At 63.7% G+C, this 13,317-nt stretch carries 12 protein-coding genes; 6 read left to right on the top strand and 6 right to left on the bottom strand.

Annotation, left to right across the window (positions count from 1 at the left end; translation table 11 throughout):
• Nucleotide 1: 1 nt before the first annotated feature.
• A complete protein-coding gene (gene ggt / locus DVH29_RS12230; protein WP_114646468.1) occupies nucleotides 2-1,732 on the bottom strand; it encodes a gamma-glutamyltransferase in 1,731 nt (576 codons plus the stop codon).
• A gap of 272 nt (nucleotides 1,733-2,004) precedes the next feature.
• Here ggt and DVH29_RS12225 point away from each other — a divergent pair, with 272 nt between their 5' ends.
• Nucleotides 2,005-3,501 (top strand): MDR family MFS transporter, encoded by a 1,497-nt coding sequence (locus DVH29_RS12225; protein WP_114646467.1) that lies wholly within the window; start codon nucleotides 2,005-2,007, stop codon nucleotides 3,499-3,501.
• Between the two features lie 43 nt (nucleotides 3,502-3,544).
• On the opposite strand, the gene DVH29_RS12220 is transcribed toward DVH29_RS12225, so the two are convergent.
• Nucleotides 3,545-4,699 (bottom strand): alpha-hydroxy acid oxidase, encoded by a 1,155-nt coding sequence (locus tag DVH29_RS12220; protein ID WP_114646466.1) that lies wholly within the window; start codon nucleotides 4,697-4,699, stop codon nucleotides 3,545-3,547.
• Between the two features lie 162 nt (nucleotides 4,700-4,861).
• On the opposite strand from DVH29_RS12220, the gene DVH29_RS12215 reads away from it, so the two are divergent.
• The 4 genes from DVH29_RS12215 (at nucleotide 4,862) to DVH29_RS12200 (ending at nucleotide 8,540) form a co-directional block, all read left to right on the top strand.
• Complete coding sequence (locus DVH29_RS12215) at nucleotides 4,862-5,491, top strand: DUF4286 family protein (RefSeq protein ID WP_114646465.1); 630 nt, start codon at nucleotides 4,862-4,864, stop codon at nucleotides 5,489-5,491.
• Between the two features lie 124 nt (nucleotides 5,492-5,615).
• A complete protein-coding gene (locus tag DVH29_RS12210) occupies nucleotides 5,616-6,632 on the top strand; it encodes a TRAP transporter substrate-binding protein (protein WP_114646464.1) in 1,017 nt (338 codons plus the stop codon).
• A 101-nt stretch (nucleotides 6,633-6,733) separates the two neighbouring features.
• Nucleotides 6,734-7,255, top strand: a complete 522-nt coding sequence (locus tag DVH29_RS12205) for a TRAP transporter small permease (protein WP_114646463.1) — start codon at nucleotides 6,734-6,736, stop codon at nucleotides 7,253-7,255.
• A gap of 1 nt (nucleotide 7,256) precedes the next feature.
• Nucleotides 7,257-8,540, top strand: a complete 1,284-nt coding sequence (locus tag DVH29_RS12200) for a TRAP transporter large permease (protein ID WP_114646462.1) — start codon at nucleotides 7,257-7,259, stop codon at nucleotides 8,538-8,540.
• Nucleotides 8,541-8,600: 60 nt separating this feature from the next.
• Here the strand turns inward: DVH29_RS12200 and DVH29_RS12195 are convergent, their stop codons facing one another.
• The 4 genes from DVH29_RS12195 to DVH29_RS12180 form a co-directional block, all read right to left on the bottom strand.
• Complete coding sequence (locus DVH29_RS12195; protein WP_114646495.1) at nucleotides 8,601-9,311, bottom strand: orotate phosphoribosyltransferase; 711 nt, start codon at nucleotides 9,309-9,311, stop codon at nucleotides 8,601-8,603.
• A gap of 182 nt (nucleotides 9,312-9,493) precedes the next feature.
• Nucleotides 9,494-10,786: a hydantoinase/carbamoylase family amidase gene (locus DVH29_RS12190; RefSeq protein ID WP_114646461.1), complete on the bottom strand. Its 1,293-nt coding sequence runs from the start codon at nucleotides 10,784-10,786 to the stop codon at nucleotides 9,494-9,496.
• The gene (locus tag DVH29_RS12185) at nucleotides 10,783-11,724 is read right to left on the bottom strand and encodes a dihydroorotate dehydrogenase (protein ID WP_114646460.1); all 942 of its coding nucleotides are present in this window, start codon (nucleotides 11,722-11,724) and stop codon (nucleotides 10,783-10,785) included. Before DVH29_RS12185 ends, DVH29_RS12190 begins: the two co-directional genes overlap by 4 nt.
• Nucleotides 11,718-12,566 (bottom strand): dihydroorotate dehydrogenase electron transfer subunit, encoded by an 849-nt coding sequence (locus DVH29_RS12180; RefSeq protein WP_114646459.1) that lies wholly within the window; start codon nucleotides 12,564-12,566, stop codon nucleotides 11,718-11,720. The genes DVH29_RS12185 and DVH29_RS12180 overlap by 7 nt, the downstream gene beginning before the upstream one ends.
• A gap of 341 nt (nucleotides 12,567-12,907) precedes the next feature.
• Here DVH29_RS12180 and DVH29_RS12175 point away from each other — a divergent pair, with 341 nt between their 5' ends.
• On the top strand, nucleotides 12,908-13,228 hold the full coding sequence (locus tag DVH29_RS12175; RefSeq protein ID WP_147276081.1) for a hypothetical protein: 321 nt from the start codon (nucleotides 12,908-12,910) through the stop codon (nucleotides 13,226-13,228).
• The last annotated feature ends 89 nt before the right edge of the window (nucleotides 13,229-13,317 follow it).

Below are 13,317 nucleotides of genomic sequence, written 5' to 3'. Positions count from 1 at the left end.
TTTATTCGCCCATTGCCGTGCCTTCGCGCCGCTTGTCCGCAGCGCCGATCAGGCCATCGGGCGTGATGGCGATGACATGAAGCCCGGAATTGAGGTTGGTGATGGCCACCTCATGGCCCAGTGCTTCCAGTCCGGCGGCCAGGTCTTCCGCGCCTTCTCCTTCTTCGACATTGGTACGCCCGTTGAGATTGGTCACATGCCGAAGATCGATCGCCTCCTGCGGGTCCATGTTCCAGTCGAGCAAGGCGACCAGAGACAGCGCGGTATAGTGGATGATCGCCGCGCCGCCGGGGCTACCGGTCAACAGGATGGGCTGTCCGTCCTCAAGCACGATGGTCGGAGCCATGGACGAGCGCGGGCGCTTGCCGGGCTCGACACGGTTGGCAATCGGAGCGCCGTTCGCCTCGGCGGTGAACGAGAAGTCGGTCAGCTCATTGTTGAGCAGGAAGCCCCGCGTCATCACGCGGCTGCCGAAACCGCTCTCGATGGTGGTTGTCGCGGAAATCGCATTGCCCTCGGAGTCGACGATCACGAAATGCGACGTCCCGGCCCGCGGGCGCTCGATGTCGGAGGCGAGGGCGGCTTCATCCCATCCGGGAGGAACACCGGCAGCGGCGATGCCCATTGATGCGTCCGGATCGATCAATGCGCTGCGTTCGGCAAGATAGGCCTCGTCGAGATAGCCTTCCGGAATGTCGACGAAATCGCTGTCGCCCAGATAGAGCCCGCGATCGGCGAAGGCCAGGCGCGAGGCCTCGGCGAACAGATGCCGGAACTCCACCCCATCCTCCATGGACGGCAGGTCGAAGTGCTCGAGCACGCCCAGAATCTGCCCCACCGCCAGGGCCCCCGAGGAGGGCGGTCCCATCCCGCAGATTTCATAGCCGCGATAATCCATGCAGACCGGGTCGCGCATGACGACGTCATAGGCCTCGAAATCCTCCATGGTGAGGATGCCGGGATTGATGTTGGTGTTGAGCGCCGCGACGATATCCTGGGCGATCTCGCCGGTATAGAAGGGCGCGGAGCCCTCCTCGGCATAGAGGCGCAGCGTATCGGCATAGGCCGGATTGGTGAGGGTCGACCCTTCGGCGATCGGCTCCCCGCCGGGCAGGAAATATTCCGAAGCCTCGACGAAGGTATCCAGCCCCTGCGCATTGGCAACCGAATCCGCCATGCGCTGGGAGACCTGGAAGCCGTTGTCGGCAGTATCGATGGCCGGTAGCAACAGATCGGCCCAGTCCATGGTGCCATGATCGGCATGCAGCCGCTCGAGCAGCATGGGCGTGCCGGGAACGCCGGCCGAGCGGCCACCGATAACCGCATCCATGAAGGCCATCGGCTCACCGTTCTCGCCGATCCAATAGGTGCCGTCGGCGGCGAGCGGCGCTTTCTCGCGGGCGTCATACGTGCTGACCGCGCCGCTTTGGGCATCGAAATAGACTAGGAAAGCCCCGCCGCCAAGCCCTGAGCTTTGCGGCTCGACAAGTCCGAGCATGGTCTGCACTGCCACGGCGGCGTCTGCCGCGCTGCCCCCTGCCGCCAGCACGTCATAGCCGGCTTGCGTGGCAAGGGGATGGGCCGATGCCACCATGAAGTCCTGAGCCCTCACGGATTCGTTATCGGCGATGGCTGTCGTATTTTCGGGTTGCGGAACGTCCTGGGCCCAGACGGGCACGGACGAAAGGAGAGCGGCGGACAGCAAAGCCCCGCCGCGGCCAAAAAAATGCATGATGAACCTCTTCCCTTGGTGTGGCCCGCTACACCTCCTCCAAGACAGCGCAGCGGCTTTACTCCTGAAGTCTGTCCGGCCCAAAGGCCGGATCAGGCAGTGAAGGCCCATATCGCCGCGAGGGCAACCTTTTAATTTTTTCGGTCACGCGCGCAAAGAATGAAGTCCATGCCCGATATCGGGTTGACTTTGCGCGGCGACAGGCAGAAAGAACACGACCCAATTTCGCGGGCCTGCTGAAGCGGCGGGTTCGCCAGACCAAGAGATATCCAATGTCACCGACAGATGTGAACGGCGCCTCCGCGCCCCATACGCCTTTGGGCGAGCCAGATCACTCGGCCCGCAATCGGCTGGTCATCGGCCTGTTGCTGGTATCGGCATTCGTGGTGATCCTCAACGAAACCATCATGAGCGTAGCCATTCCGCACCTGATGCACGATCTCGATATCTCCGCCGGGTCGGCGCAGTGGATGACCTCCGCTTTCATGCTGACCATGGCCGTGGTGATCCCGATCACCGGTTATCTGCTGCAGAGGCTAAATACGCGCCCCGTATTTATCCTTGCCATGTCGCTGTTCAGCGCCGGCACCTTGCTCTCGGGCTTTGCGCCGGGTTTTGAGGTGCTGCTGGTCGGCCGCATCGTGCAGGCCTGCGGTACGGCGGTGATGATGCCGCTGCTGATGACCACAGTCATGAACCTGGTGCCGCCGCAGTCCCGTGGCCGCACCATGGGCAACATCTCGATCGTCATCTCGGTCGCGCCTGCGCTCGGCCCGACCATTGGCGGCTTCATCCTCGAGCATCTCGAATGGCGCTGGATGTTCTACCTGGTTCTCCCCATTGCCCTCGCGGCCCTGGCTCTGGGCGCGGCCCGGATTCAGAATGTCACCACGCCCACCAAGGCGCCGCTCGACCTGTTGTCGGTCCTCCTGTCGGCGCTCGGCTTTGGGGGGTTGGTTTATGGCCTGTCCAGCCTGGGCGGTGAGGCTTCCCATGCGGGCGGGGCCATGCCCTTCCCGTCGTGGCTGCCGGTTGTCGTCGGCGTGGTAGCGCTGGGCTTGTTCATCGCCCGCCAGTTCTCGCTGCAAAAGCGGGATGCCGCGCTGCTCGACCTGAGGACCTTCAAGGCGCGGATCTTCTCGATCAGCGTCTTGATGATGGGCATTTCCATGATGGCCATGTTCGGGTCGCTTATCCTGTTGCCCATCTACATGCAGAATGTTCTGGGGCTCGATGCCTCCCAGACCGGATTGTTGCTACTGCCGGGCGGGCTGGTCATGGGGCTGATGGCGCCTTTCGTCGGGCGGCTGTTCGATCGCTTCGGCCCCACCGTCCTGCTCGTGCCGGGCACGACGCTGGTTTCGGCCGTGCTTTGGACCATGACCACGCTCAATCAGAACACGGCCATCCCGTTCCTGCTTGGGCTGCACGTGGTGCTCAGCATCGGGCTGTCGCTGATGTTCACGCCCTTGTTCACCTCGAGCCTCGGCTCCCTGCCGCGCAAGCTCTATTCGCACGGCAGCGCGGTGATCGGCACCATTCAGCAGGTGGCGGGCGCGGCCGGCATTGCGCTGTTCGTCTCGCTGATGACGTTGCGCACGGCCGATCTGGTGTCCGAGGGAGTTCCGGCCATCCCGGCCATGTCCCAGGGCATCCAGCTTGCCTTCCTGTGCGGCGCTGTCATTTCGCTGTTCGCGATCGTGGCGGCATTCTTCATCCGGCGTCCGCCTCAGGAGCCGGTGGGTGCCGAGCCGGTCCCCGGCCACTGAGCTTTCGAACGGCGCCTTCCGGGGCGCCGTTTGACTATGTCGTTCACAACTTGAGCACGTCCGGATTGACGAGGTTGTGGCGGCCGACATTACGGATGTCGCGTTCGCCGCAAAAGGCCATGGTGAGGTCGAGTTCCTTGCGGATGATGTCGAGGACGGTCCTGACGCCTGCTTCGCCGCCTGCACCAACGCCATAGAGCCAGGAGCGGCCGATATAGACACCCTTGGCGCCCAGGCTGAGGGCCCGCATCACATCCTGGCCCGAGCGGATGCCGCCATCCATATGCACCTCGATCTTTTCGCCCACAGCCTCGACAATGGCCGGCAGGGCGGCGATGGAGGAGGGCGCCCCGTCGAGCTGGCGGCCCCCATGATTGGAGACGATCAGCGCATCGGCGCCCGACGCGGCGGCGAGGCGTGCATCCTCCGCATCCATGATGCCCTTGAGGATCAGCTTTCCGCCCCAGCGCTCCTTGATCCACGCGATGTCCTGCCAGCTAAGCTGCGGGTCGAACTGTTCGGCCGTCCAGGAGGAGAGGGAGGAGAGGTCGGCCACGGATTTGGCATGGCCGACGATATTGCGAAAGGTATGCCGCCTTGTGCCAAGCATGGAAAGGCACCAGCGCGGGCGTGAAGCGAGCTGCCAGAACGTATTGGCATTGATTTTCGGCGGCGCCGAGAGGCCGTTGCGCAGGTCCTTGTGGCGCTGGCCGAGAATCTGGAGATCGAGCGTCAACACCAGGGCCGAACACCCGGCCGCCTTGGCCCGGTCGATCAGGTTGTGCATGAAATCGCGATCGCGCATGACATAGAGCTGGAACCAGAACGGCGCGCCGCCTATGGCTTCCGAAACGTCCTCGATCGAGCAGATGCTCATGGTCGAAAGGGTAAAGGGAATGCCGAAGGCACGGGCTACCTTTGCCCCAAGCATCTCGCCATCGGGATGTTGCATGCCGCCAAAGCCGGTGGGAGCGATGGCCACCGGCATGGAGACGTCCTCGCCGATCATGGTCGAGGCGAGCGTGCGGTTGGTCATGTCGACGGCGACGCGCTGACGAAACAGCAGCTTTTGAAAATCCGCCTCATTGGCGCGATACGTTGCTTCCGTCCACGAACCGGAATCCGCATAGTCGAAGAACATGCGCGGGACGCGGCGCTGGGCCAGGGTTTTGAGGTCATCGATCGTATAGGCGTTCATCGGCAACTCGCAGTTCCGGCCATCGCCTCGAACCGACGCCGACATGATCATGAATAATCCGCAGCACCAATCCCGGCAACTCCCCGCGAAGGGGGAATTGCGAAAGGCGTTTCATTTGGCGTAAAGCCGGAAGGGCCGTCTATCGCGCGATCGAGGTTGAGGATGACTATTGCCGGTCTGGGCTTTGTGGCGATCTGGAACGATGTCGCGCCTGGCGCAGAGGAGGACTTCATCGCCTGGCATCGGCAGGAACATATGCCGGAACGCCTGTCCATCCCGGGATTTCTGAGCGGCCAGCGCTGGAACAATGAACGCGCGAAGCCGCGCTTTTTCACTCTCTATGTCCTTGAGAATGCAGATGTGGCGGCCTCCCCGGCATATATCGACAGGCTCAACGCACCCACTCCCTGGACCCGACGGGTTATGGCGTCATACCGCAATAATGCGCGCTGCGTGGGGTCATTCCCGGTTGGCCGCGGAGAAGCGCCAGGACGACATGTGGCAGTCGGACGGTTTGTCGATCGGCCGGAGGATGCGGCGGGCATCGCCGATCGCCTTATGGCCCTCGAGGGGGTCACGGGGTGCCATATCGGCATATCCGACAGCAACACGTCGGCGCTGGCGACGGCGGAGAGGGCAGGGCGAACCGTGGCCGAACCGGCAGGCCTGGTGATTGTCTGTCTCGACAGTGAGAGCGCCGAGATCGTCATCCATATAGAGGCCTGTCTGAAACGGGCAGGCGCATCAGAGCCGGCCATGATGACGCTGGCGCTTTCCCACCCAGCGCCATAATGTGCCGCGAAGGCTGCGCGCATATGCCGGCCCGCCTCTCTTGCGAACGTTCTTGACAGGCCTTACGACACGAGTGTCTTCTCATGTAGAGAAAGCTTTGGTGTCACCACAAAGGGGGAACTCCATGAACCGTCGTGTCATGCTGGCTTCGGCCGTCGCCGTCTCCGTTCTTATCGGCGCTCTTCCGGTCTCGGCGCAGGAATTCGTTGCCCGGATCGGCCATCTGGAATCCGATCAGCAACCCCGCCATCAGGGTTTGCAGATGGTTGCCGATCTGGTCTCCGAACGCACCGATGGCGCCGTCATATTCCAGCTTTTCCCGGCTGGCCAGCTCGGTCAGGCGCGCGAGATGAATGAGGGAACACAGCTTGGATTGATGGAAGGCACGGTTTCTCCGGCCGCTTTCCTCGCCGGGTTCAACCCCGCCGTCTCCATTCTCGACGTCCCCTTCCTCTACCCGGCGGATCTGGACGCGGCGAATGCCCTGCGGAGTGGCCCGTTCGGCCAGGCCGTCCTGGACAGCTTCGCCCCCTTGGGGCTGAAGGCCATCGCCATCTGGCCCAATGGCCGCAAGTCGATGACCTCCAACGAGGATATCGCTGCTCTTGAGGACTTTGCCGGCCAGAGCTTCCGCGTAATGGATTCGCAGGTGCTGATCGAGCAGTTCAATGCCGTCGGCGCATCGGCGATCGCATTGCCGTTCGGCGAACTTTACACTGCCCTGCAGACCGGCGTTATCGATGGCCAGGAAAACGCACTCGATACCATCGCGACCATGAAGTACCAGGAAGTGCAGAAATATCTCCTGGTCTCCGAGCACGGCGCCAATGAGGATATCGTGATGTTCAACCAGGGCTGGTGGGACTCCTTGCCGGAGGACTATCAGACGGTGATCATGGAGGCTTTCGAGGAAGTGCGGCCGGAAACTGAAGCGCTCAAGGAAGCCGCCCAGCAAACTGCTCTCGAAGCCATCCGGGCCAGCAATATCACCATCTACGAGCTTGACGACGAGCAGCGGTCCGCGTTCCGCGCAGCGATGTATGGTCCGGCCCGCGACGCCTACCTCGCCGGGGCAGGCGATGTGGGGCAGCAGATCGTCGATATCTACGAGGCCGAATACGCCGAGATCGTCGGCGAGTAGCACCGACCACGCCGGGGCGCGCGCCGCCGCTTGCACTTTGGCGCCGGGGTCGATGGCCCTGGCGCCTTGTTCTTTCCAGTTCCAGGGGATGGGCCTCTGCAATGACTCCATATCCGAAATTGAGCCGGGCGATCGCAATCCTGTCGTCCTTCGAGCGTATTGCCCTCGCGTTGCTGATGCTCACCATGGTGGCGCTGACGGTCGGCGGCGTGCTGGTGCGCGAGATCATGCCGAGCTTTTCCCGCAACGTCGCCTGGGTCGATGAAGGCGCGCGCTACATGATGGTTTGGCTGGTGTTCCTGTCCCTTGGCCTGGCCCTGCAGGAAGGCCGGCAGATCGCCATGACCACCTTTCTCGAACGGCTGAACCCCGCTATCCGCGTCTGGGTCGGGCGGGCCATCGATCTCGTCGGGGTGCTGCTGACGGTCTATATCGCCTGGGTCGGCTTCGAAATGGCGCAGAATGTGGGCCGGACCGGCCAGTTCAGTCCCACGCTGCGGATCCCGGCGGCCGTCCTCTATTACGCATTGCCGGTGGGATTTCTGCTCCTGGCCTTTCGCTATGCGCTCAGTCTTTTCGGATTGATCCAGCGCTGGTCACAATCCTCCGGAGCCGCGCACTGAGATGTTGATCGCCGCCATTCTCATCGGCGCCATGGCGCTGCTCTTTCTCGGCTTCGAGATGCTCATCGTTCTCGGGCTGCCGGGGATACTGACCAAGGAATTCTTCTATTCCACCATACCGGACCTGATCTACGGGCAGCGGATCGTAGGCGGGATCAACCACTCGACGCTGCTGGCGATCCCCTTCTTCATCTTTGCCGCCGAGATCATGTCCAAAGGCTCCATCGCCCGGCATCTGACGGGCCTCGTCAGTGCGTTTCTCGGCCATCGCCGGGGCGGCATGGGCCTGACCACGGTCGCAACCGCCGCCGCATTCGGTTCGGTCTCGGGCTCGGCCCCGGCGACGGTCGCGGCCCTGGGCGGCATCGTCTATCCCGAACTCAAGCGGCAGGGCTATTCCGACAAGTTCTCGCTCGGGTTGATCGTGTCCTCGGCCGAAGTGGCCTTGCTGATCCCGCCTTCGATCACGCTGATCATCTATGCCTGGCTCACCGGGACCTCGGTGGCATCGCTATTTGCCGCTGGCCTCGTGGTGGGGATTTTCCTCGCCCTGGTCTTTGCCGCCTATGTGCTGATCTATGCGTATCGCAACGGGTTGACCGGCGATGAGCGGATGCCGTGGAAGGAGAGGATCAGGGTCGTGGGCCGCAGCGTATGGGCCCTGGGCCTGCCGGTGGTCATGCTGGGCGGCATCTATTCGGGGGTTTTCACTCCGACCGAAGCAGCGGCGGTCAGCGTGGTCTATGCGCTGATCGTCGAGGTGTTCATCTATCGCCACATGAAATGGCGCGACATCCTGAAGGTTGCGACTGGCGCCGCGATCACCACCGGCACGATTTTCGTGCTCCTGGCCATGGGATCGATCGTGGCCTATTTCATCACGCTGGCGCAACTGCCGACGCTGGTGATCGATTTCCTCAGGGCGATCGATGCCAACTGGATCGTGTTCCTTTTGATCGTGAACCTGTTGTTCCTCGTGGCCGGCATGTTCATCGATCCCAATTCGACCATGCTGATCCTCGTTCCGGCGCTGTTCCCGGTGGCGCTGAGCTTTGGCATCGACCCGATCCATTTCGGCATCATCGTCTGTCTCAACACCTGTATCGGCATGATTACCCCGCCCTTCGGGCTCGATATCTTCGTGGCATCGTCGACGCTGGGAGAATCGGTTTCCAAGATCATCTCTGGCATCGTCCCCTTTATCGTCGCCAACCTGCTTGCGCTGCTGGTGATCAGCTATCTGCCTGATATCTCTATGTTCCTGCCGCGCATGCTGGCGCCGTAGGCCATGAAAAAAGGGGCCGCCCGCCGGGCAGCCCCTTGTACACTCTGCGGTGGTGCCGGGTCAGCCCTGGCTGGCCGGTGCGAATTCGGAAATGCCGCCATGGGCCGAGGACCAGGTGGCGGGATCGTTAAGGAAGCTCTCGACCTCGTCGAGCGTCCGGGTGTCGAAATGACCGGATTCCTTGGCCGCATCGAGGATATCCCACCACGTGGCGAGGTAGTGGAGCTCGATTCCCAGCTCCTTCATCAGGTCGTGGCTCTTGGGGAAGATGTCGTAGAAGAACACCACGAAGCAGTGGTCGACCTGGGCGCCGGCCTTGCGCAGGGCGTCGGCGAACATCACCTTGGAGCGGCCATCGGTGGCGAGGTCCTCGACCAGCAGGGTACGGGCGCCGGTGACGACTTCACCCTCGATCTGAGCATTCCGGCCGAACCCCTTGGCTTTCTTGCGCACATACTGCATGGGCAGCATCAGCTTGTCGGAGATCCAGGCGGCGAAGGGAATGCCGGCGGTCTCGCCGCCGGTGATCACGTCGATCGATTCGTAACCGATCTCGGTGGCGATGGTGTGGGCGGCCAGATCCATCAGCGCAGAGCGCAGGCGGGGGTAGGAGATCAGCTTGCGGCAATCGACATAAACCGGGCTGGCCCAACCGGACGTGAAGACGAATGGATGCTCGGCGTTGAAGTGAATCGCGTTGATTTCCAACATCATACGGGCGGTCTGGCGGGCGATGGCCTTCTTGTCGTCGCCGAGGCGCAATGTGCTCATAAGAGGGGGGTCCTTCATCTCTTGTCATGCGGTCGCGCGAAATCACGGCCGCCGGACAAGGGGTCCAGCGCCGCCGAAATGGTCGAGCTCCAGTGCAACCGTCCCGCTATACCCTTGTGTCCGAAGTCCAGTCAACAAAGAGCCGTACGATTTTCCGGTTCTCAACCGAAAGGATATTGAAATCAGTTGCTTGAGGTGACGGCCCTGTGGAGGATTTCGGTGCCCGCGATGAGGTCGGCGATCTCCATGGCCTCGTGGGGATTGTGGGAACCGTTGGAATTGCGGACGAAAACCATGCCCGAGGGGATGCCGGCATTGGCGAAGACGGCGGCGTCATGGCCCGCTCCGGACGCCAATGTTTGTGTTTCGAGGCCACTTTGTGCGGCTGATGCGGTCAAAAGTTCTATGTAATTAGCATTCATGCGCGCAGGTTGTGTGTAGACCCGGTCGTCGAACTCGAAGACGACGCCGCGCTGCTGCCCGACCGCCCGGCACTCGGACCGGAAAAGCTCGTAGAAGCCCTCGAGGGTGTCATGGCTCTGGCTGCGCACCTCGAAGGAGAACATCACCTCGCCGGGGATGCGGCTGATGGCATGCTCATCAGGATCGGTCCCCACGATGCCGGTGGTGACGACGAGGTCGAGGCCGCGTTCGAGCAGCACGCGCCAGTGCTCGTCAAGCCGCCCGATGAGTTCGGCGAAGGCGAAGACGGCGTCCTTGCGCAGCCAGCGGGGAATGGTGCCCGAATGGCCGGCCTCGCCGCGGCAGACGACGCGGCGATGGCGCAGATTGCCGCGAATGCCCGAAACGACCGCGGCGGGCAGGTCGCGGTCGACCATCACCGGGCCCTGCTCGATATGGAGTTCGAGATAGCTGACGGCCCTGTCCCGGTCGAACAGCATCGCGCCCTCGCGGATCGGGCCGGTATCGATGCCGGTCGCTTCCATGGCCTCGGCCAGCGTGCGGCCCTTGCCGCGCGAACGGGCGGCGAGGTCCTTGTCGTCGATGAGGCCGAACAGGGCGCGCGAGCCGATATTGGCCCGGCCGTAAAAGGCGCTCTCCTCGCCGCGCAGCATCAGCACCCGCACGGGGGTGGTGAGGTCGCGCCCGGCGCGCTGGATGCGGATGAGGCACAGCAGTCCGGCGACGATGCCGGCGGCCCCATCGTAATTGCCGCCCTGGGGCACGGAATCGGCGTGCGAGCCGATATAATGGGCCGGACGGGTGCCGTCATCGCCGGGAAGGCGGACGACGAGATTGCCGGCCGGATCGGTATCGATGACGCAGCCATGGGCGAGGGCGACTTCCGAGAAAATGCCCAGCGCCGCGTCCTCGCGGTCCGAATAGCATTCGCGGGTGATGCCGACCCCGTCGCCGGTCTCCTCGGCAAGGCGGGCGAAAATGGCCTCGGCCAGTTCGGCCTCGTCCTCGACCAGGGCCCAGTGGCTGTCTCCGATGGACGCCGCAATGCTCATTGTGCCGCCTCCATCACGTCCGGTTCGCGCATGCCGGTATCGAGCGCCCCGGCGAAATCGGCCATGCGGGCAATGCCCTTGCGCTCGCAATAGGCGGCGATGCCGGCGATCACCTCGGTCATGGCGTGGGGGCGCAGGAAGGTGGCGGTGCCCACCTGCACGGCGCCGGCCCCGGCCAGGAGATATTCGACGGCGTCGCTGGCGGTGGAAATGCCGCCGCAGCCGATGACCGGAATGGAAACGGCGCGGGCGCATTGATAGGTCATGCGCAGGGTGATGGGCTTGATGGCCGGGCCGGACAGCCCGCCCATGACATTGCCCAGGGTGGGGCGCATGGTCTCGATATCGATGGCCATGGCCAGAATGGTGTTGGCGACCACCAGCGCATCGGCCCCCGCCGCCTCGGCGGCGCGCGCCACGGCGGCGATGTCGCCGGTATTGGGGGTGAGCTTGGCCCAGAGCGGCAGGTCGGTGACCCGGCGCATGGCGGCGATGGCCTGTTCGGTGGTCGAGGGGCGCATGGCGAAGGCCTTGCCGTCCTCCTCGATATTGGGACAGGAGATATTGGCCTCGATGCCGGCGATGCCGTCCGCGTTGAGCCGTTCGGCGGCGCGGGCGAAGGCCTCGACGCTGGGCGCGGAAACCGAGACGATCAGCGGACTGGAGAACTGGCGGAAGAACGGCAGGGTCTCGGCGAGGAAATAGTCGATGCCCTTGGAGGGGATGCCGATGGAGTTGAGCATGCCATTGCCCACCTCGGAAACGCGCGGCACCGGATTGCCCCCGCGCAGCTCGGCGGTGATGGTCTTGGTGACCAGGGCGCCGATGGCGTTGAGATCTACCACCTTGGCGAGCCCTTCGGCAAAGGTGCCGGACGCGGGCATCACCGGATTGGCGAGGACGAGGCCGCGCCCCAGATCGGTTGCAAGATCTACCATGACGTCGCCTCCGCCAGCGGAAAGACCGGACCGTCCCAGCATACACGCTTGGCGACGGTTTCGCCCCCAACGTTGAAATTGCGCACGCAGCAAAAGCACATGCCCAGCCCGCAGGCCATCTGTTGCTCCATGGCGACCTCGCCGAACACGCCCAGCTCGGCCGCGAGCCTCTGCATCAGCACCATCAGGCGGTTGGAGCCGCAGGTGTAAAAGCCATCGGCACGCCCCTCGGCATGGAGGCGCCGCAACAGGGCCTCGACATTGGCGGGCGCGCTGCTGCCGTCGCTGTCGAGCACGATTTCGACCCGCGCTCCGGCCGCCTCGAAGCGGGCGACGGAGAGGAGGTGTTCGGGGCTGCGCGCGCTGACGATGGCGGTGACGGCCACCCCTCGGGCGCGGGCCAGCTCGGCCAGCGGGGCGAGGGTGGCAAGGCCGACCCCGCGCCCCAGGACGACGATGGACCGCACACCCCGGGGCAGCGAAAAGCCAACCCCGAGCGGGCCGAGAATGCGCACGCTGCCTCCGGACACCAGCGTCGCCAGACCGCGCGTGCCGGCGCCGGTGACCTTGTAGAGGAATTCGACCTGTCCGGTGGCCGGATCGGCGGCATAGGTGCTCATGGGGCGGCGGAAGAAGGGCTGGTCCTCGCCGGTCGCCGGGCATTCGATATTAAAGAACTGCCCGGCCCGCGCCGCGGCGGCGCCCGGCCCCGCATCGAGCACAAGCAGCTTGTACTCGGCATTCACCCAATCATTGGCGACGACGCGCGCATCCGCATCCACCACCGTCGGCGCGAAGGCGGCGGGCTCTGCACGATCATCGGAAATCCGTATCTGTCTCATTTTTGAGACATTGCTCCAAGCCCGAACACTTGTCAATGGGAATTGCAGCGCCGGAAGCGGTGTTTGTGTCGCAGGAAAGCAGCGGGCACCGGGCGGATTGCGGATTGGCAGCGGCGGGAAGGGCGGAAAATCCTGCCGATTCTTCTGCCGGCGCGGGAGTGACCTGCCCGGGCGGCGAGAGGCCGACAGGGGCGAAGGGCCGTCGAACGGTCGGGGGCAAAGGTGCAATCCGGGCGCAGCGAACCCTATCGGCCCGGCCGGCCCTTCCCTCGGCGTCTCACTTTTGATATACAGCCCGTTTTTCCGTGCCCGTCACGATACAAAGCAACAGGAGAACCAGCGTGCAAGACCTTCGTGCATGGCTTGACGATCAGAATGGCGGTGTGAGGACCTATCTGGAATTCCACAAAATGGCGCAGGGCCTGGCCCGCAAGGACCGCGACAATGCCGCCATATTGGCGCTTCTGGGCCGGGTGGCGGCGCGCTTCGCGGCGCGCTATGAAGGCGAACCCCTGCCGGTGGCCGAAGCCAATACGGCCATCGTCGATTTCCGCGCGCTGGTCGCCCGGGCGGCCGATATCGAGCGCGGCTCGGTGGACGCCAAGCTGGCCTTCGCCAACGAGATCGCGACCTTCGATATCGGCACCACCGTTCCGGCCTAACGGCCGAAACGTCTAGGCTGAATCGACATTCATCGCATCCACAGCATTGCTGCGGCGAGTTGCAAGAAGCTTAGGAAGTGGGTCGCGCG

This window comes from Pelagibacterium lacus, from assembly GCF_003345525.1.
Lineage (GTDB): Bacteria > Pseudomonadota > Alphaproteobacteria > Rhizobiales > Devosiaceae > Pelagibacterium > Pelagibacterium lacus.
Note: the sequence above shows the minus strand (reverse complement) of the source record. Positions and strands in the feature narration are given on the sequence as shown.

Coding starts and splice junctions, on each gene's coding strand:
- ggt (WP_114646468.1), bottom strand. CDS start 1,732: ATGCATTTTTTTGGCCGCGGCGGGGCTTTGCTGTCCGCCGCTCTCCTT.
- DVH29_RS12225 (WP_114646467.1), top strand. CDS start 2,005: ATGTCACCGACAGATGTGAACGGCGCCTCCGCGCCCCATACGCCTTTG.
- DVH29_RS12180 (WP_114646459.1), bottom strand. CDS start 12,566: ATGAGACAGATACGGATTTCCGATGATCGTGCAGAGCCCGCCGCCTTC.
- DVH29_RS12190 (WP_114646461.1), bottom strand. CDS start 10,786: ATGAGCATTGCGGCGTCCATCGGAGACAGCCACTGGGCCCTGGTCGAG.
- DVH29_RS12220 (WP_114646466.1), bottom strand. CDS start 4,699: ATGAACGCCTATACGATCGATGACCTCAAAACCCTGGCCCAGCGCCGC.
- DVH29_RS12205 (WP_114646463.1), top strand. CDS start 6,734: ATGACTCCATATCCGAAATTGAGCCGGGCGATCGCAATCCTGTCGTCC.
- DVH29_RS12185 (WP_114646460.1), bottom strand. CDS start 11,724: ATGGTAGATCTTGCAACCGATCTGGGGCGCGGCCTCGTCCTCGCCAAT.
- DVH29_RS12210 (WP_114646464.1), top strand. CDS start 5,616: ATGAACCGTCGTGTCATGCTGGCTTCGGCCGTCGCCGTCTCCGTTCTT.
- DVH29_RS12195 (WP_114646495.1), bottom strand. CDS start 9,311: ATGAGCACATTGCGCCTCGGCGACGACAAGAAGGCCATCGCCCGCCAG.
- DVH29_RS12200 (WP_114646462.1), top strand. CDS start 7,257: ATGTTGATCGCCGCCATTCTCATCGGCGCCATGGCGCTGCTCTTTCTC.
- DVH29_RS12215 (WP_114646465.1), top strand. CDS start 4,862: ATGACTATTGCCGGTCTGGGCTTTGTGGCGATCTGGAACGATGTCGCG.